We start from the raw sequence: 21,685 nt of genomic DNA, 5'->3' as shown, positions 1-21,685 counted from the left end.
GAGGCTGTCAGAGGCTGCTGAGGGCTCCGGTGCGGCGCACCGCGAGCAGATAGAACACGATGATCACCACGGGTACGGTGCCGAGCGCCGCGGCGAGCGGCAGGTCGAGGGTGATGTTGGAGTAGATGAGGTTCCCGATCAGCTGGGTCTTGCCGCCGACGATCTGCACGGCGATGTAGTCGCCGAGGCTGAGCGAGAAGGTGAAGATCGAGCCGGCCGCGATGGACGGCAGAATCATCGGCAGCACCACCAGGCAGAAGGTCCGGCCGGTGCGGGCGCCGAGGTCGGCGGAGGCGTCCAGCAGGCTGGCCGGGAGCTGTTCGAGCCCGGCGTGGATCGGCAGGATCATGTACGGCAGCCACAGGTAGGTCAGCACCAGAACGGTGGCCGTCAGTCCGTAGCCGGGTCCGTGGAGGCCGAGGGGCGCGAGCAGCCAGTCCAGCAGACCGCCCTCGGCGAGCATGAGCCGCCAGGCGTACGCCTTGACCAGATAGCTGGCCCACAGCGGGGTGAGGATGGCGACCACCAGCAGGGGCCGCCACCTGGGCCGCGCGATCCGGGCCGTGTAGAAGGCGACCGGGAAGGCGATCACGGCGCACAGGACGGTGACCACGAGGGCGACGCCGATGCTGCGCAGGGCGACCTGGCGGTAGACGTCAGTGGTGAACAGGGCGGTGAAGTTGTCCGTGTTCCAGACTTTCACCACGCTTGAGGTGAAGCTGTCCGTGGTCCAGAACGCGGACATGAACAGCGCGGCGAGCGAGCCGAGGTAGGCGAGGACGAGCCAGGCCAGCGGCGCGGAGAGCAGCAGGGACAGTTGCAGCCGGGGACGGCGGTGCAGGGTCCCGGCGAACCGCCGGACGAATCCGGCGGTCGGCACGGTCTTCGTCATGTGATGCTCAGCCCTTGATCTCGGTCCATGCCTGGACCCACTTGCTGTAGGGCACGCACTTGGTGTCCTTGCGGCCGTCCAGGCACTGCGGGACGGGCGTGGTCCAGAAGTGGACCTTCTTCCAGTACGGCTCGTCGGCCGCGTGGTACGTGGCGCAGTGGTCCTTCACCGAGGTCAGGGCACAGGACTTGGCGTTGGACGGGGCCTCGCCGAAGTACTCGGCGACTTGGGCGTTCACCTTGGGAGAGATGATCCAGTCCATCCACTTGTAGGCGCAGTTGGGGTGCTTGGCCTTGGCGGAGATCATCCAGGTGTCGGACCAGCCGGTCGCGCCCTCCTTCGGCAGCACCGCCTTGACCGGGGCCTTCTCCGCCTGTGCGGCGTTGACGATCACCTGCCAGGCGGTGCCGACGACCGAGTTACCGCTCTTGAAGGCGGAGATCTCCTTGAGGTAGTCGCCCCAGTATTCGCCGATGTTGGCGTTCTGCTCCTTGAGCAGATGGACGGCGGCGTCGAACTGCTTCTGGTCCAGGGCGTAGGGGTTCTTGATGCCCAGCGACGGCTTGCTCTTCATCAGGTAGAGGGCGGCGTCCGCGATGTAGATCGGTGAGTCGTACGCGGTGACCTTGCCCTTGTGGGCCGATGCCTTGTCGAAGACGGCGGACCAGGAGTCGGGGGCCGGGGAGACCTTCTTCGTGTTGTACATGAGGAGGTTGGCGCCGCGGCCGTGCGGGATGCCGTACGGGACACCGTGGACGGAGTTCCAGTCCTGGTTCTTGAGACCGGCGAAGACGTCCTTGTAGTTGGGGACGAGCTTGGTGTTGACGGGCGCGGCGTCGCCGGAGGCGATCAGGCGCAACGAGGCGTCGCCGGAGGCCGAGACCGCGTCGTACTGGCCGGACTTCATCAGGCTGACCATCTCATCGGAGGTGGCCGCGGTCTTGGCGCTGACCTGGCAGCCGGTCTGCTTCTCGAAGTCGCTGGCCCAGTCGACCTTCGGGTCGTTGGAGCCGTCCTCGACATAGCCGGCCCAGGCTATGAGGTTCACCTTGCCCTCGGTCTTGCCGAGCTTCTTCTGCGCCTTGAGGTCGGGCGGGTTGAAGCCGTCGGCTGACGAGGACGTGCCGGACGAGCCGCAGGCGGTGGCGAGGAGGAGGGCGCCGACCGCGGTGGCGGCCTTCAGCGAACGGGACATGCGCACGGAGAGCTCCACAGGGGATGGGGGGAAAGGTGGCGGCGACAGGACGTGCGGGGTGGTGCGATCACTGCGATTCGGGAACACGGACGTTGTGGCGTGGTTGCCACTGGAGCCTGACCCGCGAGCCGCGATAGGCCGCGACGTCCTCGGACGAGGTCTCCAGGTTCTGCTGGAGGGCGGTGAGCCGCCCCCCGGCGTCGAGGTCCACGAGGAAACGAGTCGCGTCCCCGAGGTAGACGACCTCAGCGACGGTGCCGACGGCGCTGGAGCACCCCGGCTCGCCGCTGTCCCGGTCCTCCTTCAGCACGCGGATCTTCTCCGGACGGATGCTGAAGGTGCCGGCCGTGCCCACCACCCGCTCCGCGGCCTGGCCGGTGAGCAGGTTGGAGGTGCCGACGAAGCCGGCGACGAAGGGCGTGGCGGGACGTTCGTAGATCTCGGCGGGGGTGCCGACCTGCTCGATGCGGCCCTGGTTGAAGACCGCGATGCGGTCGCTCATGGTCAGCGCCTCGTCCTGGTCGTGGGTGACGAAGACGAAGGTGATGCCGACCTCGCGCTGCAGCTCCTTGAGCTCGATCTGCATCTGCTCGCGCAGCTTGAGGTCGAGGGCGCCCAGCGGCTCGTCGAGCAGCAGCACCCTGGGCTTGTTGACCAGGGCCCGGGCCAGCGCCACGCGCTGCCGCTGGCCTCCGGAGAGCTGGGACGGCCGGCGGTCGCCGAAGCCTTCGAGCCGCACGTTCGCCAGGGCCTCGCGGGCCCGCCCCAGGCGCTTGGCCTTGGGAACCTTGCGGATCTTCAAACCGTAGGCGACGTTCTGTTCGAGCGTCATATGCGGGAAGAGCGCGTAGTCCTGGAAGACGGTGTGCACATCCCGCTCGAAGGGGGCGAGGCGGGTCACGTCCCTCCCGGCGAGTTCGATGGTGCCGCTGGTGGGCGGCTCAAAGCCGGCGATCATCCGAAGCACGGTGGTCTTGCCTGATCCGGACGGCCCCAGCATCGAGAAGAACTCGCCGTCCGCGATGTCCAGATCGACCCCGGCTACCGCCTTCGTCTGCCCGAAGGACTTGCACAGGCTCTGCAGTCGGACGGCTTTCCCTTCCATGGGCGGGAACCTTTCTGGCGCTGCCGGACGTTGACCTTAAACATATGAAGTCATAGTTCTAGTTTCAATACCCCGCTAAGGTAAAGCCTGAGTCAACGAACATGGGGATGGTTGCCGTGACGCGAGAACTGGGCGGCGCCCGGCGGACCGTCTTCACACCCGTCGACAATCAGGCCCGGGTGGACGCGGTCGTGCGGCGGCTCGGCGACGCCATCGAGCTCGGGCTGCTGGCGGACGGGGAGCAACTGCCCGGCGAGTCCGACCTCGCGACACAGCTCGGGGTCTCGACCGTCACCCTGCGTGAAGCACTGATGGCGCTGCGCCAGCAGGGGTTGGTCACCACCCGCAGGGGGCGGGGCGGAGGGAGTTTCGTCACCGTTCCCGAAGGTCCCGCCGAGGAGCGGCTGCGGAGCCTCCTCGTCGGCTGGAGCACCGAGGAACTCCGTGACCTCGGCGACCACTGGGCCGCCATCTCGGGGGCCGCCGCCCGGCTCGCGGCCCAGCGCACCGAGCCCGGGGATCTGCTCCCACTGCGCAGGTCTGTTGAGCAGTTGACGGAGGCGGCTGACGGCGCGGCACGCAGCCGGGTGCACGGGCGCTTTCACGTGGAACTGGCCGCCGCGGCCCAGTCCGCGCGGCTGACCCGGGAGGAGATCGGCATCCAGACAGAGGTGGGGGCGCTGCTGTCTCTCGTGCTCGGCGAGGAGGGGTATCTCAAGGACGTGTGCGATCGTCACCGCACCGTGATCTCCGCACTGCAAGATGGTGCGGACGAGCAGGCGAGAGCCCTGACCGAGGGGTGCGTCCAGTTGTGCATGGCGCGCTTGGTCGAACTCCGCCTCGGCACCTCCAGCTCCGCTGGTGGTCCCCATCCCCAGGAGAACCCCTATGGGTAGCAGTCCCCGTCCCACAGGCGGCGGACCCGACATCCTTGACGAGGTGACGGCCGCCGACGTGGCAGCCTGCGTCCGCGACACCCTGGAGGGCGTCTTCGACGCCGTCTCCGAGACCCGTACGGACGCGGCGGCACTCCTCGCCTCGGCCACCGAGAGCGGCCGGCGGCCCCTCACCGGCGACCTCGCCGCGCTCCGCCCCGGCCTGCACACCCGGCTCACGCGACTCGATCTGGTCTCCGGCGCCGGTTTCGTGGCCGCTCCGGGGCTGCTCGCCGACGTATCGGCCTGGCTCGAATGGTGGCAGATCGGCGCGGGCGGTGCCGTGCGCCCGCTGCTGCTGGACCTGGACCCGGAGCGCTCGGCGTACTCCGACTACACCCACTGGGACTGGTTCACACTGGCCCGCGACACCGGGCGGCGCGCGGTCGCGGGGCCGTACGTGGACTATCTCTGCTCCGACGAGTACAGCCTCACCCTGTCCGTGCCGGTGGCGGTCGGGGGCCGCTTCACGGGAGTGGCCGCGGCGGACGTGTACCTCTCGCATTTCGAGGCGGCGGTGATGCCGGTCATGCAGAAGCTGCCCGGCCCTGCCTTCCTCGTCAACGCGCGCGGCCGTGTCGCTGCCTCGGCCTGTGCCGATTATTTGGCCGGTTCTCTCATCAAGGGCCCGGACTTCGGGGCCGTACTGGCCGGACCGGCGGACGGCGTCGAACACGGCGGGCTGCGGCTGCGACCCTGCGGTGACATCCCCCTCATCCTGGTCACGACTCCGCCGGTAGGGCGTGCGTAGGTCTCCGAGCCTCCCCCTACCGGCACTGCCGACCCGGCCCGGACGAGCGTCACCCGCTGTACTGCGCCGGCACGTTGCCGCGCCCAGGCCCTGCTGGGCTGACCGGGCACTGCCGCCTCTGATGGCCAACACGGGGGCGCCCGTGCCGATCGTATTGATCTTCCTGATCGCCATCGGCGTGACCCACGCCGCGTTGACGGCCACTCAAGCGGCCTGGTCCGCCGCACTGTTCACCACCAGCACGCGGACGTCCGGAGCCTCGATGGGATACCAGAGGGCTGCGTCGTTGGCCGGCTTCGCCCCGTTCCTCGCCGTGCTGCTGGCGGAGTCCTTCGGATGGACGGGGCCTGCGCGGTTCTACGGGTGCGTCGCGGTGGTGGGCCTCCTCGGGGTGCTGTCCACTCGGGAGACCTGGGGCCCCGAGCAGCGCGCGGCCGTCCCGGCCACCACGGAACAACCGACCGGCGTCCCCACCCAACCCCCTCCCAGCAGCACCACTGACGGTCCGCCAAGGACCACCAGGCCGCTGACGGCTCGGACACCGGACCGATCATAGTCGGCCATCCCTTCGGATACGTCCTCGTGCGCTCAGGACGCGGTGGCATGCTCTCCTTGCGTCCTGAGGGTGCTGAGGCCCGCGGCCGGGTGACGCCGCTTTCCCGCTGTGCACCGCGGGCCGGCTGCCCGTCGGACGGCACCCGGCACGGCGTTCCGTTCATCGGAGAGGGGAGAGCCCGTGCTTGTCGAGAGCCACGACTACCTTGTGGTCGGAGCAGGTTCCGCCGGCTGTGTGCTGGCCGCCAGGCTGAGTGAGGACCCTGGCGTCCGCGTACTGCTGGTGGAGGCCGGCCCGTCCGACGATGCCCCGGAGATCCACATTCCTGCGGCGTTCGGAAAACTGTTCAGGACCAAGTACGACTGGGACTACACGACGGAGCCCGAACCCGGCCTCGGCGGACGCCGCTGTTACCTCCCGCGCGGCCGGATGCTCGGCGGCTCGTCGTCCATGAACGCGATGGTCTACATCCGCGGCAACCACCGGGACTACGACGCCTGGTCCGACGCCGGCGCCAAAGGGTGGAGCTGGGACGAGGTCTTCCCGTACTTCCTGCGCGCGGAGGACCACCATGGCGGCCCGTCCGACTGGCACGCCGCGGGAGGCCCGCTCACCGTCAGCCAGGGGCGCTCCCGCAGCCCGCTCATGGCGGCATACCTGGAGGCGGCGCAGCAGGCGGGCCATCCGCTCAACCCGGACTTCAACGGCCCTGAGCAGGACGGCGTCGGCTCCTACGAACTCACCCAGCGGAATGGACTGCGGTGCAGCACATCGGACGCGTATCTGCGGCCCGCCATGGAGCGGCCGAACCTGACGGTGCTCTCCGGGGCGCAGTGCACCCGGCTGCTGTTCTCCGGTGATCGTGCCCTCGGCGTGGAGGTCGAACGGAACGGAGCACTGGAGGAATTACGCGCCGAGCGGGAGGTCATCCTCGCCGCGGGCGCCTACAACTCCCCTCAGCTGCTCATGCTCTCCGGGATCGGCGTCGCCTCGGACCTCGAAGCCCTCGGCATCACCCCCCGTGTCGACCTCCCCGTCGGCGAGAACCTGCAGGACCACGGGCACCTGCCCCTCATCCATTTCACCGATACCGAGTCTCTGCTGACCGCGGAGTCCCCGCAGAACCTCGCGCTCCTGGAGTCCGAGGGCCGCGGACCGCTCACCTCCAACGTGGGCGAGGCGGGCGGCTTTGTGCGCACGCTCGACGGGCTGGCCGCGCCGGATGTGCAACTCCACGCACTTCCCGCCATGTTCCACGAAGAGGGCCTCGGCGCCCAGACCGCACACGCCTTCCACCACGGCGCGGTGCTCCTGGGCGCCACCAGCCGCGGCAAGGTCTCCCTCCGCTCGACAATGCCCAGCGCCAAGCCGCGCATCCTGCATCGCTACCTCGCCACGGAAGAGGACTGTGCGGCAGCGGTACGAGCCATGCGGGTGCTCCTCGACATCTCGGCCCGCCCCGCCCTGCGAGCACACCGGCGGTCCGACTACCGCATGCCGCGCTCGGACACCGACCGCGACCTCCTCGACTTCGCCCGACGTGAGCTCCACACCCTCTACCACCCCGCGGGCACCTGCGCCATGGGCCCGGTCGTCGACTACACACTGCGGGTGCACGGGGTGACCGGGCTGCGCGTGGCAGACGCCTCGGTCATGCCGACCCTCGTCCGGGGCAATACCAACGCACCCACGATCATGATCGCGGAGAAGGCCGCCGACCTGATCCGCGGCACCGCCGGCACCTCTCCTTCCTGAGTGGTCGGACCGCGCGAGTGTCCGGTCAGGCGAGAGCGCCGGCCGGGTCCATCTCGGGCGACAACCGCCGGTGCACCAGGGTGGCCGTCAGGAGGGTGACCAGGACCCCGCCGAGCGCGTAGGCGGCCGGCACCGCCAGGTTCGCGGCGGTGCCGTGGCCGGCGAAGTACATGATGTGGCGTACGGCGTGGGTCGCCGCGCCATTGGGGAGGGCGGGGGGCTGGTCGCCCGCCAGAACGGCGGCAGCAGTTCGGGCCCGTAGGCGCCGCCGGCACTGGGGTTGCCGAGTACCACGAAGAGCAGCACCGTCACCCCGATCCCCAGCACGCCGAAGAGGACCTGGAGGGCTATCGTCACGGCCGCGGCGCCGAAGACGGCCAGCGCGCCGATCCCCCACAGGGCGAGGAAGTGACCGGTCAGGGCGCCGAGCAGGGGGCCCACGATCGCCGCGCCACCCAGGCCGGACAGGACGGCGTACGGCACGGCCGCCAGCAGACGCTGCGCGGCGCGGCGTACGGTGGCCGGCCGGGCGCCCTTGGACACGCCCAGGAGCGCGGCGAACAGATATCCGCCGACGGTCCATCCCACGACGAGATAGAAGCTGCTCAGTCCTAGGCGTCACCCGCCTGCGCCGGTACCGCGTCGACGACCGACGCGGTACGGTGCTGCGCCTTCTCGGCCTGGGCGATCACCGATTCCAGCACGGTCGCCGTGGAGGCGCCCCTGGCGCCGAAGACCAGCAGAGTGTCGGTCCGGGACGTGGACCCAGATCAGGGCATCCAGCGCTCAGTGATCACTTCAGGATTTCTCACAGACCGTCAGGGTGGCAACGAAGGCGAGCGGGCTAATCGTCGATGCACTTGGGGTACTTCGAGCCCCGGTTGCAGTCATGGTAGTCATACTTGCTGACTCGGAACTTCTTTCCCTTGCCTCCCTTGGCCGGATCGACGACCAAGTAGAACTTCTTTCCGTCCTTGACCTTGTCGGTTACTCGCCCTTTAGGACCCTTGTCGAAGTCTTGCGCGCACCCGGCGAGTGCAAGGGCTGCGACGGCAAGGAGGGCGAGGGCGAGGCGTTTCATGTCGTGCTCCGATCAACTTTGAGGACGAGGGCAGTCTAGGGGGCATCAGACGACTGGCCTGGCAGAGGGGGTGCTGCCGCGCTCTCACTCCGGCGAAGGAGGATCATCCGGACAAGGCAGTGATTGAGGCTGGAAAATGCGTGTAATTCGGCTCCGGGAACATCAGCTGCACGAGTCCGGCTCAGACTCCGGCCGAGGCGCAGGGGCACGCTCCACTCCTTGCAGCCGACGGCGGAGGCGGTGGCCGCGGTCCGCTCGCGGGCGACGTCGTCGGTGTGGCGGCCTGGGCGGCGATTTCATCAGCCTGCCGCTGGGCCTGTCCGGGGGCATGATGGCCGTGTGGGGAAGGTGGTACGGAGCCGATGGTGTGCACTGGTCCTGGGTTGGACGTGGCAGTGCTCGTCGGGCTGCAGGCGGCCGGGAAGTCGACGTTCTACCGGCAGTGCCTGGCAGAACGGTACGTGCTGGTGAGCAAGGGCCTGTTTCCCCGTAGCTCCCGGAACAAGCAGCAGCGGCAGATGCGGCAGGTGGACCAGGCGCTGCGGGCGGGTCGGTCCGTGGCGGTGGACAACACCAACCCGTCTCCTGCCGAGTGGGGACCGCTGCTGGCCGCCGGCCACGCTCACGGGGCGACGGTCACGGCCTACTGGTTCCCTGCCGACGTGGCGGGCTCGCTGCGGCGCAACGCCCAGCGGGCCGGGCGGGAGCGAGTCCCCGATATCGGGGTCCGCGCCACAGCCAAGCGGCTGTGCAGGCCGGCACTCGCTGACGGGTTCGACCAGGTGCTGGAGGTGCGGTTCGACGGGCACGGTGGATTCCAGGTGCAGCCCGCCACCCGGGGGTGACCACCAGGTTCGGGAACGTCCCTGCCGGCATACCGCCATCGTGGCCGCGCTCTCCCTCAGCACCCCCGCAGGCGGGCGTGAGTCATCGAGGTGGTCCAGGGCGTGCTCGTGCGCGACGTCGAGGGCCTGGCCGGCTGGGGCGGAGAGGTCGGGCGTAACGCCTGGGCCTGATGGTGCGTCCGGTGGGGACAGTGACGGTGAGGTGCGCCGTTACGGTGGCGACCGCCGCGGCGTGCCTGGGGAAGTGAGGCTTTTCCAACCTCGTATCGAGAGTGTGAGGTGGAGGGTGAGGACGGCCCTGACCAGGTCTGTGATGCGTGTGGTGCTGCATCGCAGCTTGCGCAGGAGTCGCCAGGCCTTGAGGGCCACGGCTTGTTCACCGAGTGCGCGGATCTTGGCGTGGGAACGGTTGACGGCCTGTGGCCCGGCGGACAGCTTGCCTGGGTCAGGGCGTCGATGATGCCATGGGTGCGGGCCGCCTGGATGTCGTGAACCCCGCCGGGCAACGCGGGCGAGGCCCACAGCAGGTTTCCGAACGGACCGGCGTTAGCTCCGGCGGACCAGTTGCTCTTGGTCGACAACCCATCTACCAGGAGCTTCACTTCTTGCAGTACATACCCCACGCTGGCGTGGGCGACGTTGACCGTGCGCCCACCGTCCGAGAGGCTGTGGTGTTTGCCAAGGTCGGGGGGCTCCTACCCTGCCGCTGACGCCTGGGCGTCCCCTTGTCCGCCCTGCAGCGGATGCCGACAATCAAGGACGCTGGCTCCGACGGATGGACAGACGGGGGAATGCGTGCGGACTCTCATCGAGACGTCGCGGTTGCAGTTGCAGTGCTTCCAGCCTGGCGACACGGCTGAGCTGCACGAAATTTTCAGTGACCCACGGACGAATACGATCGGCACAGGGCCCTTCGTCGAAGTCGGGCAGACCGCGGACTGGATCGGGCGCCGGGTCCGTGCGGTTCAGGAGAGCGGGTTGGTCTGGTATGGGCTGCGCTTGCGCGACACCGGGCTCCTGGTGGGCAACTGCGGGGTCTTTGCGGGGCGAACCGGTGCCGTCGAGCCCGAGGTCGGCTACATGATCCGCTCCGGCCATCGAGGGAAAGGTATAGCAGGCGAAGCCGCCCAGGCGGTTCTGGAGGAGTGCTTCTCAACAGGCATTCGCCAGGTGTGGGCGACGATCCGCCCGGGTAACGCCGCCTCGCTGCGGGTAGCTGCTCGCTTGGGCATGGTCACCCAGTACATACGTAAGGACGAGCGCGGGGAACTCTTGTACCTGTCTGTCGCGTATCGCGCCGACCAGGGTTGACGAGGCGGATCGCGAGCAAGCTCGACCGTCCCGAATCTGAGGTTGGAAAAGCCTGAGTGGCAGGATGCAAGGGCCGATCCTGACTTTTCCGGTGGGTGACGGACGACGGTGGGCCCTCGGACTTCGTGTGGTCGGGTGGCCGGGTCACGTTGCCGTGACCCGGCCACCCGACTCGGGGCAGCGTGAAGCCCGCCGCGGTGGCGGCCGGACTGTCGCGCGGGCAAGCGCAGCATGCGGCATCGCCTGCGCCGGCACAGGCCGGTGGCGGGGCAGGGCCCCGCCCGCCCGTGTGGCTACAACGTCCGCAGTGTTACTGCAGTCGCTGCTGGTTGCCGCGGTACCGCTGGGCGAGCTTGGCGAGCGCTACGGCGCCGAGCAGCAGTCCGAAGTCACGCAGTGCGACGTCATAGTGCCCCGGGATGGTCAGCAGGTTGATGATGATGCCGCCCAGCCAGCCGGCCACGAGCCAGCCGCCGAAGCGCGGGGCCAGGGCGACAACAACCCCTGCCACGATCTCGATCACGCCCACCGCGTACATGGCTGCCTGGGCGCTGCCCGGAACGAGGTTGTTGATCCACGGCGCAAGGTAGGTGGGCCAGTCCACGAGCAGGTTGGCGAACTTGTCCAGCCCGAACAGGATCGGCGCCACCGTGAACCCAGCGCGCAGGATGAGGAATGCCTGGTAGCCCGGGTCGGCGAGCGCGGCCCTCCCGGCGGTGGCGGACGTGGTGGATGTGGTTGCGGACGACATGACGCTCTCCTTCTATCGACAACTCTCGTTAGCAATAGAAGCGGTCGTTCGTTCTTTAGTCAATGACGATGGGTTTTACACTGGTGTTCGTGGACGCCCCGGAAGAAGCACACGACGCCGACCTGTCAGCCGTCGCCGCACTCGACGAGCCCACCCGCCGAAGGCTGTATGACCACGTTGTGCGTCAGCCGGGACCGGTCAGCCGGGACGAGGCCGCGGCCGCCCTGGGCCTGGCACGGCAGACCGCGGCCTTCCACCTGGACCGGCTGGCTGACGAATCACTGCTCGATGTGGTGTACGAGCGCCGTAGTGGGCGCGCCGGGCCGGGCGCGGGCAGGCCGGCCAAGCTCTACCGGCGCTCGGCGAAGCAGTTCGCCGTCAGCCTGCCTGATCGGCGCTACGAGCTGGCCGGGCGGCTGCTCGCCCAGGCCGTGGAGGAATCAGCGGCGACCGGCGAGCCCGTGCGAACCGTGCTGGACCGCAAGGCCGCAGAACTGGGCACGCAGTTGGGCCGACAGGGCAAGACAACGGCCTTCGAGCTACTGGAAAGGTACGGGTTCGAGCCACGACGTGAGGGCGAGGCCATCGTTCTGGCGAATTGCCCCTTCCACGCGCTTGCTCGAGAACACACCGAGACGGTGTGCGGCATGAACCTTCACCTGCTGCGCGGTGTCCTTGACGGACTCGGCGAGCAAGGGTTTGTGGCGCGCCTGGCACCTCAACCCGGCCTGTGCTGCGTACGCCTGGAACCAGCCACCTGATCACAGATCCGAATGCTCCTCACGCGCGGGCGCCCCACGCCCGGCAAGCGGCCCGTGATCGAACGTCCGCGACAGCTCGACGCCGACGCCTCAGCGCCTGAGAAGAGTCCCCGATGCTCCCCCACCGAGAGCCAGTCGTATGCCTCCTCCACCAAGAGCCGTCGTATGCCTCCTCCACCAGAACCTCGTCCGGGTTGCGCTGGTGGAAGCTGCGGCAAGTGGGCGAGCAGGGGATGCGACCCGATTCCGGGTGGCGGGGGTCCGCGGGGGCCAGCGGGCTGGTCAGCGGGGCCAGCGGGCTGGTCAGTGCCTTGCCGGGGGGCCTCGGGCGGCGCGCACTCCACGTCGGACGCGCGCGCTGGGCCGCGTTGGCGGGCGCCTCGAAGGCCGGCCTGGGGGCTGGCTGCTGCTGGGGGGTGTGAGAAGGAGACGCGCCCTCGTGCTCAGCGGGCCCGCCGCGAGCAGCGCGGTGCGGCGACGCGCATATGAAAGCACTTATATGAGTGCTATTACGATTCACCTCATGCCCGAACACCACGCGCTTGACCCCGTCCAGGAAAGCCTCTGGCGGCCTGCGCGGCTTCTCCAGGCGTCCATGGACGCCGACATCGCACGGATCCACTCCGAGCAACAGATCGCGGTCTCAAGCCGAGCTTCGTCATGGAGTTGCTCCGGCTCCATGCCTGCGGACCCATACCATCACGGAACTGGCCGAGTCAGTCCGCGCACGGTTTCAGCCCTCAGCCGGAAAGTGGCAGCCATGCGCAGGGCAGGCTGGGTCCAGACCGTCGCGGGTAGGACGCACACACCCAGAAGGTGACGCTCACCGACGAAGCTCGCCGCGTCGTCGGTCGCCTGGCGGCGGAGTGGCGGGCCACCGAGGCCGCCCTCGCCGGCCTTGAGGCGGAAATCCCCTACCCGCTCTCCCGGGTCGTCGCCGACATCGAGCACGCCCTCGAACGCAAGAGCTTCCACGACCGGATCGCCGAGAAGCTGGAAGAGGACGCCGCATGGGACTGAGACACACGCTGCTCGATGTGACGCCGCTCCGGTCCTCACCACCGTTCCGGCGGTTGTGGATTGGCCAGACTCTCTCCGGGCTGGGCGGCCAGATGACCCTCATCGCCGTGATGTTCCAGGTGTGGCAGACCACGAAGAGCACCACGTGGACGGGCGCCGTCGGGCTTGCCCAGGCAATTCCAGTGGTCGTGCTCGGGCTCTTCGCCGGATCAGTAGTCGATCGCGTGGACCGCCGGAAGTTCTACCTCCTTGCCACCAGCGGGCAAGCAGTGTGCTCGCTCCTGCTCGCATTACAGGGCTTCCTCGCCCCCCTTCCGGCCGCCGGAGTCCTCGCACTCGTCGTACTCCAGTCCTGCTTCGTGGCCGGCGGCGGCCCGGCCTCGCGCACCTTCATTCCGCACCTGCTGCCTCAGCACCAACTTGCCGCAGGACTGGCCCTGAAACGCACAGCCTTCCAGGGCGCCATGCTGATGGGCCCCGCTCTGGGCGGACTGGTCGTGGGCGGGCTGGGTATCGGCGGCTGCTACCTGATCGACGCCCTCACATTCGTCGCCGCGCTCTCCAGTGCGTTCGGTCTGCCGCGGATGAAGCCCGAAGACGAGCCCGCACGCCGCGGCCTGCGCGGAGTACTCGATGGCCTGGCCTTCCTGGCCCGCACTCCCGTGATCCGCGGAGCCCTGCTCACAGACCTCGCCACCACCGTGCTGTCGATGCCGATCAGCCTGTTCCCCCTGATCAACTCAGAGCGATTCGGCGGCAACCCGCGCACTCTCGGACTGTTCCTGACCGCCATAGCCGTCGGTGGCGTCGCCGCGTCCATCCTCTCCGGGACCTTCACCCGGCTTCCCCGCCCCGGCCTGGTCATGCTCGGCGGATCCGTCACCTGGGGCGCGGCACTCACGCTGTTCGGGATGTCGCCGAACCCGTGGGCTGGCCTGGCCTTCCTCGTCGTGGCCGGCGCGGCCGACACCGTCTCGGTCGTATCCCGCAGCACCGTCGTCCAGACGCACACCCCCAGCGCGCTTCTGGGCCGCGTCAGCGCCGCTGAACAGATCGTTGGGCAAGCCGGTCCCGACATCGGCAATATGCGCGCAGGGCTCGCCGCCGACGCTACCTCGGGAGCTGCGGCCCTCATCAGCGGTGGCCTGCTCTGCCTCGGCGCGGTGGCGGTAGTGGGAGCCACCCATGCGGACCTGCGTGAGCCGGTGGCGTAAACGGTGGCCAAATGCGGTGGACAGAGATCGCGCGAGCGGCAGACTGGCACCATGACCGTATCGGATGCCAAGGCTGACCTTCACTTTTACCTGCAGTCCGCCCGCGATGCCCTGCTGTGGAAGCTAGAAGGGCTCTCGGAGTACGACATCCGCCGCCCGCTGACGCCAACCGGAACCAACCTCCTGGGCCTGGTCAAACACGTGGCCGGCGTGGAGCTGGGCTACCTCGGCGACACCTTCGGACGGCCGTCAGGCGAGCCGTTGCCCTGGCTCGAGGACGGTGCTGAGCCCAACGCGGATATGTGGGCCACCGCCGACGAGTCACGCGAGTACATCGTGGAGCTCTACCGCCGGGCGTGGGCTCACGCGGACGCGACGATCGACGCGCTCGCGCTGGACACGATCGGCAAAGTGCCGTGGTGGCCGAGCGGCAGGGACGAGGTGACGTTGCACCATGCCGTAGTGCGCGTGATTTCTGATACGCACCGGCACGCCGGGCACGCCGACATCATCCGGGAACTCCTGGACGGTGCCGTGGGGATGAACAAGGGCAACGACAGCATGCCGCCGGGCGACTCGGCGTGGTGGGAGAGCTATCGAAGCGGACTGGAGCGTGCAGCTCACGAAGTCGAAACTTCGGACCGGATCAACTGAGCAGCATCCGGCACCCGCTCGCCCAGGACCGCAACACCGACCCCCGCACCGTCTTCAGCGACAGCCCCGCGCGCTGGACCTCCACCGCACCGGCACCGGTCATCAGGCCCGTGCACGCGGCAGCACCCCGGGCCTCCCCTGCCCCGGCCCCCGCGAAGCGCTCCCCAGCCCGCGCCGCCGCTCGCCGCTAAGCGGCCCTATTCAGCAGTAGGAAGGCCAGCCGGTGTTCCCAGTCACGACCGGGCTACTCCTCGGCACATTCCGGAGCATCCGCGTCCACCGACAGGGGGCTGCCCTCGGGCACCAGATAGGTGACGTACAGCTCCACCGGCTCGGTGCCGAGATTGCGGCCGATGTGCACATGGTGGGAGCCGGGGGGCTCGATGAAGGACGTGCCCGCCGGGGTCACCTCGACCGAGCAGTCGTGGAGGGTCCGGGTCAGGGTGCCGGACTTGACGACGGCAATGAGCGGGCCAGGGTGGTAGTGCCAACCGGTGGAGCCGCCCGGTTCGACGGTGATCGTACGGACGATGACATCCGTACGCCCCTCGGCCTTGACCTTCAAGGTCCCGGCGGAGGTGCCCTTGGCGAGCACCGTGCCGGTTACCCCGCTGCCGGGCGTGGCGACGGCGGCCGTGGACCCGAACGCCAGGGCCGCCGCGCAACCAGTCATGACGAGAGCTCTGCGGATTCTCCGTGTACGGAACGTACGGCGCATAGGATCCCCTCCGACGATGGCCGACTCCCCTGTCGGCTCGCCCGAGGAACTGCCCACGGCAGCCACCGGTTACACCCCGGCTGATGGAAGCTCTCCTTCAGCCCTCCAGGAGGATTTCCCTGCCCACGCCAGCCTCACCCCCGATCACAGTCGTCATCGCCACCCGCCTTCGCGAGGACCGACTTGGCTACTTCACCGCCATGCGCGCCGGCCTCACGCGACAGACCGTGCCCTGGCAGGCAGTGATCGCCTTCGACGGCGCCGATCCCGGGCGCCTGCCCGCACCCTCGGATGCGCACTCATCTGCTGGAGGCGCCTGAAGTCATTGCGATAGGAGTTCTTAGGAAGTCGCGTCGGCCATCTGCTCGGTGTAGGCGGTTGTATAGGCGTGGGCAGCCGGCTCAAACTGGAGTCCGATGTGGGTCGCCGCCGCGTTGACGTCCCGCCAGAAGCGCTGGAGCGCCTTCTCGCTGCCCTCCCTCGCGGGCGACCCGGAGGAGAAGCGCAAAGCACTGCTCGAATCCGCCCTGGAGACCCTGGACTCGGCGGCCGAGGAGGGCCTGTGAACCCGGAGCCCGGCAGGCCTCAGCGTCCGGCTCGGTGTGAGCCGGCCAGCTCCTCCAGGTCGGCCGAGACCCGGGACGGCGCGGGCATGGCGGCCATCTCCTCGCGCAGCTCCCCCGCCGCCTTGGCGTAGCCGGGCTCGCCGAGCAGCGCGGCCACGGCCTCGCGCACCGGCGCCGGGTCGTCCTGGCGCGCGCCGTCCTCGATGGTGATGCCCGCGCCCACGCGGGCCAGGGCGTCGCCGTGCCAGAACTGGTCCGCCAGCTGCGGCAGTACGAGCTGCGGCAGGCCAAAGGCGCTCGCGGTCATCGCGGTGCCCGAGCCGCCGTGGTGGACGACTGCCCGGCAGGAGCCGAGGAGCAGGTGCAGCGGCACGGGGTCGATGAGGCGTACGTTGCCGGGGACCTCGCCGAGCGCCTCCCGGTACTCCTCCTCCACCGTCGCGAGCACCTCGGTGTCCGGCAGTCCGCCGAGTGCGCCGAGGATGTTCCGCATGAGGGGAACGCCGTTGTACGCGAGGGTGCGCCCGCCCAGGGAGACGGCCACCCGCCGGGCCGCACCCCGCTCCTCGGCGTCGCGGCGGAGCCACTGGGGCAGCTGCCCGTTTCCGTTGAACGGGACGTAGCGCATCGGAGTGCCCGGCGTCGTGCCGGCCAACTGCAGGCTGGGCGGGCACGGGTCGAGCAGGACGGCGGGGCGGGGCAGGTCGGACAGGCCGAGCTCGGCCAGGACGTCCTTGAACCAGGTCTGCCCTGTTGTCCTGGCCTGGTCGGAGATGGGGTCGACTCCCCAGCGCTGCTGCACCACGGGAACACCGAGCCTCTCCCCCACGACCAGGGAGAGGTACTCGATCGGGTCGGAGAGGATCAGATCCGGGCCGAAGTCGCGGGCCAGGTCGAGATAGTCGGGCAGCACGTCCAGGGTCTGCGGCATCCACAGGGAGCCGACGTTGGAGAGCTGGTCCAGGGCGGGCCTGCCCCAGGACTCGAGGGGCCGCTTCCCGCCGAGCCGCTCGATCAGCATGTCGTCCAGCTTCAGCCGGTCGCCGATGCCCACGGCGTTCAGGCCCGCGGAGGCGGCCGCGGCAAGGACGTCTTCGCGGCCGGCGACCAGCACTTCGTGTCCAGCCGCCCGCAGCGCCCAGGCGAGCGGGACCAGTGGGGTGAGATGGGTCGAAACGGGGGTGTTGATCATGAGGACGCGCATGGTCGTCTCCTGCCGATCCTGCCGAGATGAGAAGGGAGTGGGGCTGTGCCGACCAGGAGGGCCGTGTGCCGGCCGGGGCGCTCGGCCCAGCCGGCACACGGCCCTGGATTCCGTGGTCCGCGATGCGTGGGCCGGTGTCAGACGCCGGAGGACTGCCCCACGTGGTCGCGCACCCACTCGGCCACGGCCCACGGCGGCGTGCCCGAGGAGAAGATCTGCGCGACGCCGCGCTCCTTGAGCACCGCGATGTCGGCGGTCGGGACGATGCCCCCGCCGAACACGGTGACCCGCCCGGCGCCCCGCTCGGCAAGGAGGTCGAGCACGCCGCCGAACAGCTGCTCGTGCTCGCCGAGAAGGCTGGAGATGCAGACCGCGTCGGCCCCCTCGCGCACGACGGTGGCGACCAGGCCCGCCGGGCTCTGGTCCTCGCCCGCCTGGACGGCCTCGATGCCCGCCTCGCGGAAGGCGCCGACGAGCGTCGGCGGAGCGGCCGAACCCTTTCCCCCCCCGCTTCCGGCTTGGCCATCACCACACGGATCGGACCTGACTCACTCATGACTGGCTCCCCTTCTCTGCATTCGGTCGGTTGTTGGCTCGGTTGTCGGTGCGTGGCGCCACGAGGCGCTCCAGGGCGCCCACCACTTCGGCGGGCAGCGGCAGGGCGGCGATCTCCGCGGAGAGCGCACGCGCCCGCTCGGCGTATGAGGGGTCGCTGATCAGTTCCCGGCAGGCCTTCTCGACGGCCTCCGGGGTGTTCTCATCGACGGTGATGGCGGCTCCGAAGTCGGAGATGCGCTGTCCCGCCTCGACGAAGTTGCCGCCCTGCGGCACGATCAGCTGCGGCACACCGGCGTTCATCGCCGTCAGCGCGGTGACACCGCCGGCGTGATGGGCGGGCAGATGTCGATGAACAGGTCCGGATCGGGCAGCTTGTCGAGCCCCAGTTCCCGCAGCTCCGGCTGGAGTTCCTCGCTCGCCGCCGGGTCGGTGCGCCAGGCATCGCCGGTGTCCCAGGCCTGCCGTACGTAGGGCACGCCGAGCTCGGTGGCGATCAGCGCGGCGGCGAAGGACATCGAGCCGCCGACCACCAGATCCGGCCGCCAGTTCTCGGCGAGCTTCCGCAGCGCGTCCATGCTGCCGGCGGCCATCCGCCCGAACCAGTGCCCCGAGAAGTCCAGTTGTGACCGGATTCCCCGCCCGGTCGGTGGTGCTGAACCGCCGTATCGAGGAGGGCGCGATCGAAAGCGCCGGGATACCGGCCGACGCAATCTAAGGAACCATGTCCTCGACGGCACCCATGAACACATCGTGTCCGGCATTGCGCGCTGCCGTGGCGAGCGGAGCCAGGGCGAATACCGTCGCGGGGCTCCCGCTCGCGACGAAGAGGATTTTCACGGATACTCCCTGCCGCATCTGAATAGGGTCATGATCAGTCGATAATCAGGACGGTGTTGCCGTCCGGGTCCTTCACGAAGAACCGTCGCATGTCGGAATGCTGTTCTCTAACCGCGATCGGGCAGGCGGAGGTGCCCGAAACGCGCGCGCTCCTTGAGGACTTGTGTCGGCTGTTCCTGCTCAAGCAGATCGGCGAGCACACCGGCGATCTGCTCGCCGAGGGCCATATGGCGGCCGACCACGTCCGTGCGCTCCCCCTCGCCATCGACGAGGTGGCCGCCGGCCTGGCCCCGCACATGATGACCCTCGTCGAGTCGTTCGACCTGCCGGCGGATTTCCTGGCCCGCATCCCGATCGCCAACGGCGACTACGTCGACCGCTCGCTCAGCGATCTCCCGGTAAGTGGCCCCGCAGCCGTGCGCACCTCTTTCACCGCTGCCTGGTCCCGAGGGCCCCACGCCGCGTAGCGCTCCCAGCGAGGCCGACCGGGTTCCACCCGGTCGGCCTTGTCGCCGCCCGCGATACGGTGCAGACCCCCGATGACAAGGCCGCCGCGCGCTGCCGCGCATCGCGGCCTGCTTCGGTACCGCCCCCGCCCGAGGAGAAGCTGCCGTCTCAATGGACCTCCTGACACACCACAGTGCCACCGAACAGCTCCACGCCCTGGAACAACGAGAAGTCTCCAGCCGGGAACTGACGCTCGCTCATGTGGATCGCATTGACCGTCACCCCCAGTACAACGCGGTGGTCACCGTCGATCGCGACGGCGCACTGGCCGCGGCTGCCGCTGCGGACGAACTGCGCGCCCGCGGCCGGGACGGTGGGGCCCTCCTCGGCCTGCCGGTGACGGTCAAGGACGCACTGGAGACCAAAGGGTTGCGCACCACCTGCGGCGCACCGGACCTGGAGCGGCACATACCCGGCCAGGACGCCGACGCCGTCGCACGGCTGCGCAACGCCGGCGCGGTCATCCTGGGCAAAACCAACACTCCCCCCATGTGCCAGGACATCCAGACCAGCAACCCCCTGTTCGGAACCACCCCTAACCCGCACGACCCGCAGTACACCGCCGGCGGCTCCTCAGGCGGTTCCGCGGCAGCCGTCGCCGCTCACCTCACCGCCTTGGACATCGGCAGTGATCTTGCCGGATCACTGCGGCTGCCAGGCCATTACTGCGGCGTCCACACTCTGCGCACCAGCCAGGGCATCGTGCCCCTGCGGGGCCACCTCCCCCGCCCGCCGGGCTGGCTGTCCACCTCCGACCTCCTCGCCCTGGGCCCCTTGGCCCGCAGCGCGGCAGACCTCGGCCTCGCCCTCCAGGTCCTGGCCGGCCCGTCACCTCAGGACAGCCTGGCCTGGCGGCTGGAACTCCCAGCCCCTCGCCACGACCGGCTCCAGGAGTACCGCATCGGCATCTGGGCCGACGACCCGCACTGCCCCGTGGACACCGAAACACGCGCGTTGCTCGAACACGTGGCGACGGCCCTGCACACCCTCGGCGTCCCCGTCGACAGCACCACCCGACCGGTCAGCATGGCCGACTCCGACCGCCTCTTCCACACCTTGATGTTCGCCGGGTCCACCGTCGGCGCCCCCGCGGACACCTTCGCCGCCGAGACCGCAGCCGCCGCGGACCTGACACCCGAAGACCAGTCCCCCCGCGCTTCGTACCTGCGAGCGCGCACCATGCGACACCGCGACTGGCTGCTGGCCAACGAGGAACGGCAGCGCCTGCGCCGGCAGTGGGCCGCCTACTTCACCGACATCGATGTCCTCATCACCCCCGCCGCACCCACCCCGGCGGTACCCGACCAGAGCCACCTGCCCCTCCCCGACCGGCACATCACCGTCGACGGTGAACGACGCGGATACTGGACCCAGACCACCTGGCTCAACCTCGCCGCCCCCGCCCACCTCCCCGCAGCCACCATCCCGGCAGGCCGGTCCACCACCGGACTCCCCCTCGGGCTCCAGCTCATCGGGCCGTACCTAGCCGACCGCACTGTGCTCCACATCGCCGGACTGCTGACGGAAGCACTGGGGCAGGGGTAGAACCACCTGAGGGGCAAGAACTGGCACCCGAAGCCGACGGCGTGGGAAAGCTTGCCGCCTCGCCGTGACCGTCGACTTGCCCGAGGCGGAGTTGCCACGCGGCACGATCAACCGGGATTCAGCAGTGCCCACCATCACCCCGGCCACGCTACGCATCGCATCGCATCGCATCGCCGGGATGCGGCGACACTGACGGTCGTGACACCGCCGTGAGAAGATCCCATCCCGCCGTGTGCGCTGGTTTCGACCGTGGAGGGTGACCATGTACGCGATATCCCTGGGCGATGACGGTGCGCAGTTGCGTCCGCTCGAGCCGTGGCGGGCCGAGGAGTTCCTGACCCACATGGACCGGGGACGGGAGTTCATCGGGCGGTACGTGGGGCTGCCGGACGTCGTCACGGACATGGCGTCGAGCCGCTCGTATCTCCAGGCGTACGCGGAGAAGGCCGCTGCCGACACCGGGCGGATCCACGGCATCTGGACGGACGGAAAGCTGGTCGGCGGAGTCCTCTTCCGGACGATGGACGTCGAGCAGGGCAACGCCGAGGCGGGCTGCTGGCTTGAGCCGTCGGCGGTGGGCAAGGGTCTGGTGACCAGGGCCGCACGCGTGATCATCGACTGGGCCGTCGAGGAACGCGGCATCCACCGTGTGGAGTGGCTGGTCTCCGCGGAGAATGAGGCCAGCATCGCCGTGGCACGGCGGCTCGGGATGACGAAGGACGGGGTGCTGCGGGAGAGCTACGCCTACCGCGGAAAGCGGCACGACATGGAGGTCTGGTCCGTGCTCGCGCCGGAGTGGCGGGCGGGTGAGCAGACGTCCTGAGCTCCTGCCGCCCAAGAGTGGCTGGTCCTAGGAGGGTGGGGCGATCTCCTGGATATGCGTTCGGCAGCTCATCCAGGGTGTCCTGGAACTCCTGCCCGGAC

26 protein-coding genes and 1 pseudogene are annotated in these 21,685 nt (G+C 69.3%); 14 read left to right on the top strand and 13 right to left on the bottom strand.

What is annotated here, in order from left to right:
• Positions 1–7 precede the first annotated feature (7 nt).
• From ABZU99_RS06125 to ABZU99_RS06115, 3 genes are all read right to left on the bottom strand, one after another.
• Positions 8–892: an ABC transporter permease gene (locus tag ABZU99_RS06125; protein ID WP_355954940.1), complete on the bottom strand. Its 885-nt coding sequence runs from the start codon at positions 890–892 to the stop codon at positions 8–10.
• Between the two features lie 7 nt (positions 893–899).
• Positions 900–2,087 (bottom strand): ABC transporter substrate-binding protein, encoded by a 1,188-nt coding sequence (locus ABZU99_RS06120; protein WP_355954943.1) that lies wholly within the window; start codon positions 2,085–2,087, stop codon positions 900–902.
• Between the two features lie 67 nt (positions 2,088–2,154).
• The gene (locus tag ABZU99_RS06115; RefSeq protein WP_356050020.1) at positions 2,155–3,192 is read right to left on the bottom strand and encodes an ABC transporter ATP-binding protein; all 1,038 of its coding nucleotides are present in this window, start codon (positions 3,190–3,192) and stop codon (positions 2,155–2,157) included.
• Between the two features lie 107 nt (positions 3,193–3,299).
• Between ABZU99_RS06115 and ABZU99_RS06110 the strand changes: the two genes are divergently transcribed.
• From ABZU99_RS06110 to ABZU99_RS06095, 4 genes are all read left to right on the top strand, one after another.
• A complete protein-coding gene (locus ABZU99_RS06110; protein ID WP_356050022.1) occupies positions 3,300–4,088 on the top strand; it encodes a GntR family transcriptional regulator in 789 nt (262 codons plus the stop codon).
• A complete protein-coding gene (locus ABZU99_RS06105) occupies positions 4,081–4,878 on the top strand; it encodes a hypothetical protein (RefSeq protein WP_356050023.1) in 798 nt (265 codons plus the stop codon). Before ABZU99_RS06110 ends, ABZU99_RS06105 begins: the two co-directional genes overlap by 8 nt.
• A 142-nt stretch (positions 4,879–5,020) precedes the next feature.
• Positions 5,021–5,434 (top strand): hypothetical protein, encoded by a 414-nt coding sequence (locus ABZU99_RS06100; RefSeq protein WP_356050025.1) that lies wholly within the window; start codon positions 5,021–5,023, stop codon positions 5,432–5,434.
• Between the two features lie 180 nt (positions 5,435–5,614).
• Positions 5,615–7,189 (top strand): GMC family oxidoreductase N-terminal domain-containing protein, encoded by a 1,575-nt coding sequence (locus ABZU99_RS06095; RefSeq protein WP_355954955.1) that lies wholly within the window; start codon positions 5,615–5,617, stop codon positions 7,187–7,189.
• A gap of 87 nt (positions 7,190–7,276) precedes the next feature.
• Here ABZU99_RS06095 and ABZU99_RS06090 read toward each other — a convergent pair whose 3' ends face one another.
• Positions 7,277–7,777, bottom strand: a complete 501-nt coding sequence (locus ABZU99_RS06090; RefSeq protein WP_356050027.1) for a hypothetical protein — start codon at positions 7,775–7,777, stop codon at positions 7,277–7,279.
• Positions 7,778–8,033: 256 nt separating this feature from the next.
• Positions 8,034–8,270 (bottom strand): hypothetical protein, encoded by a 237-nt coding sequence (locus ABZU99_RS06085; protein ID WP_355947637.1) that lies wholly within the window; start codon positions 8,268–8,270, stop codon positions 8,034–8,036.
• 389 nt (positions 8,271–8,659) lie between these two features.
• Between ABZU99_RS06085 and ABZU99_RS06080 the strand changes: the two genes are divergently transcribed.
• Complete coding sequence (locus tag ABZU99_RS06080) at positions 8,660–9,115, top strand: ATP-binding protein (RefSeq protein WP_355947635.1); 456 nt, start codon at positions 8,660–8,662, stop codon at positions 9,113–9,115.
• A gap of 210 nt (positions 9,116–9,325) precedes the next feature.
• On the opposite strand, the pseudogene ABZU99_RS06075 reads toward ABZU99_RS06080, so the two are convergent.
• A pseudogene (locus ABZU99_RS06075) lies at positions 9,326–9,654 on the bottom strand (hypothetical protein); the annotation flags it as partial.
• Between the two features lie 256 nt (positions 9,655–9,910).
• On the opposite strand from ABZU99_RS06075, the gene ABZU99_RS06070 reads away from it, so the two are divergent.
• Entirely contained in the window at positions 9,911–10,426 is a 516-nt protein-coding gene (locus ABZU99_RS06070; RefSeq protein WP_356050030.1) for a GNAT family N-acetyltransferase, read from the top strand.
• Between the two features lie 310 nt (positions 10,427–10,736).
• On the opposite strand, the gene ABZU99_RS06065 is transcribed toward ABZU99_RS06070, so the two are convergent.
• A complete protein-coding gene (locus tag ABZU99_RS06065) occupies positions 10,737–11,177 on the bottom strand; it encodes a hypothetical protein (protein ID WP_355947630.1) in 441 nt (146 codons plus the stop codon).
• A gap of 83 nt (positions 11,178–11,260) precedes the next feature.
• Here ABZU99_RS06065 and ABZU99_RS06060 point away from each other — a divergent pair, with 83 nt between their 5' ends.
• From ABZU99_RS06060 to ABZU99_RS06045, 4 genes are all read left to right on the top strand, one after another.
• Positions 11,261–11,938 carry a helix-turn-helix domain-containing protein gene (locus ABZU99_RS06060; protein WP_355947645.1) on the top strand — a complete coding sequence of 226 codons (678 nt, stop codon included), beginning with the start codon at positions 11,261–11,263 and terminating at the stop codon, positions 11,936–11,938.
• Positions 11,939–12,754: 816 nt separating this feature from the next.
• Positions 12,755–12,958, top strand: a complete 204-nt coding sequence (locus ABZU99_RS06055) for a hypothetical protein (protein ID WP_356045291.1) — start codon at positions 12,755–12,757, stop codon at positions 12,956–12,958.
• Complete coding sequence (locus ABZU99_RS06050) at positions 12,949–14,172, top strand: MFS transporter (RefSeq protein ID WP_356045294.1); 1,224 nt, start codon at positions 12,949–12,951, stop codon at positions 14,170–14,172. The genes ABZU99_RS06055 and ABZU99_RS06050 overlap by 10 nt, the downstream gene beginning before the upstream one ends.
• A 51-nt stretch (positions 14,173–14,223) precedes the next feature.
• Positions 14,224–14,826, top strand: coding sequence for a DinB family protein (locus tag ABZU99_RS06045; RefSeq protein ID WP_356045297.1), 603 nt, complete (start codon positions 14,224–14,226; stop codon positions 14,824–14,826).
• A gap of 244 nt (positions 14,827–15,070) precedes the next feature.
• On the opposite strand, the gene ABZU99_RS06040 is transcribed toward ABZU99_RS06045, so the two are convergent.
• The gene (locus ABZU99_RS06040) at positions 15,071–15,499 is read right to left on the bottom strand and encodes a cupin domain-containing protein (RefSeq protein ID WP_356045299.1); all 429 of its coding nucleotides are present in this window, start codon (positions 15,497–15,499) and stop codon (positions 15,071–15,073) included.
• Between the two features lie 461 nt (positions 15,500–15,960).
• On the opposite strand from ABZU99_RS06040, the gene ABZU99_RS06035 reads away from it, so the two are divergent.
• Positions 15,961–16,110, top strand: coding sequence for a hypothetical protein (locus ABZU99_RS06035; protein WP_356045302.1), 150 nt, complete (start codon positions 15,961–15,963; stop codon positions 16,108–16,110).
• Positions 16,111–16,129: 19 nt separating this feature from the next.
• Here the strand turns inward: ABZU99_RS06035 and ABZU99_RS06030 are convergent, their stop codons facing one another.
• From ABZU99_RS06030 to ABZU99_RS06010, 5 genes are all read right to left on the bottom strand, one after another.
• A complete protein-coding gene (locus ABZU99_RS06030) occupies positions 16,130–17,314 on the bottom strand; it encodes a nucleotide disphospho-sugar-binding domain-containing protein (RefSeq protein WP_356045304.1) in 1,185 nt (394 codons plus the stop codon).
• A 137-nt stretch (positions 17,315–17,451) separates the two neighbouring features.
• Positions 17,452–17,763 carry a methylmalonyl-CoA mutase gene (locus tag ABZU99_RS06025; protein ID WP_356045615.1) on the bottom strand — a complete coding sequence of 104 codons (312 nt, stop codon included), beginning with the start codon at positions 17,761–17,763 and terminating at the stop codon, positions 17,452–17,454.
• Positions 17,764–17,866: 103 nt separating this feature from the next.
• Positions 17,867–18,172: a nucleotide disphospho-sugar-binding domain-containing protein gene (locus tag ABZU99_RS06020; RefSeq protein ID WP_356045307.1), complete on the bottom strand. Its 306-nt coding sequence runs from the start codon at positions 18,170–18,172 to the stop codon at positions 17,867–17,869.
• A gap of 5 nt (positions 18,173–18,177) precedes the next feature.
• Entirely contained in the window at positions 18,178–18,462 is a 285-nt protein-coding gene (locus ABZU99_RS06015; protein ID WP_356045309.1) for a hypothetical protein, read from the bottom strand.
• Positions 18,463–18,583: 121 nt separating this feature from the next.
• Complete coding sequence (locus ABZU99_RS06010) at positions 18,584–18,709, bottom strand: hypothetical protein (RefSeq protein WP_355947611.1); 126 nt, start codon at positions 18,707–18,709, stop codon at positions 18,584–18,586.
• A gap of 131 nt (positions 18,710–18,840) precedes the next feature.
• Here ABZU99_RS06010 and ABZU99_RS06005 point away from each other — a divergent pair, with 131 nt between their 5' ends.
• The 3 genes from ABZU99_RS06005 to ABZU99_RS05995 all read left to right on the top strand — a co-directional run bounded on the left by ABZU99_RS06005 (position 18,841) and on the right by ABZU99_RS05995 (position 21,584).
• Complete coding sequence (locus ABZU99_RS06005; protein WP_355947608.1) at positions 18,841–19,176, top strand: acyl-CoA dehydrogenase; 336 nt, start codon at positions 18,841–18,843, stop codon at positions 19,174–19,176.
• Positions 19,177–19,327: 151 nt separating this feature from the next.
• Entirely contained in the window at positions 19,328–20,761 is a 1,434-nt protein-coding gene (locus ABZU99_RS06000) for an amidase (protein ID WP_356045312.1), read from the top strand.
• 262 nt (positions 20,762–21,023) lie between these two features.
• Positions 21,024–21,584 (top strand): GNAT family protein, encoded by a 561-nt coding sequence (locus tag ABZU99_RS05995; protein ID WP_355947603.1) that lies wholly within the window; start codon positions 21,024–21,026, stop codon positions 21,582–21,584.
• The last annotated feature ends 101 nt before the right edge of the window (positions 21,585–21,685 follow it).

This window comes from Streptomyces sp. NPDC005266, from assembly GCF_040607655.1.
In the GTDB taxonomy this organism is placed as follows: domain Bacteria; phylum Actinomycetota; class Actinomycetes; order Streptomycetales; family Streptomycetaceae; genus Streptomyces.
Note: the sequence above shows the minus strand (reverse complement) of the source record. Positions and strands in the feature narration are given on the sequence as shown.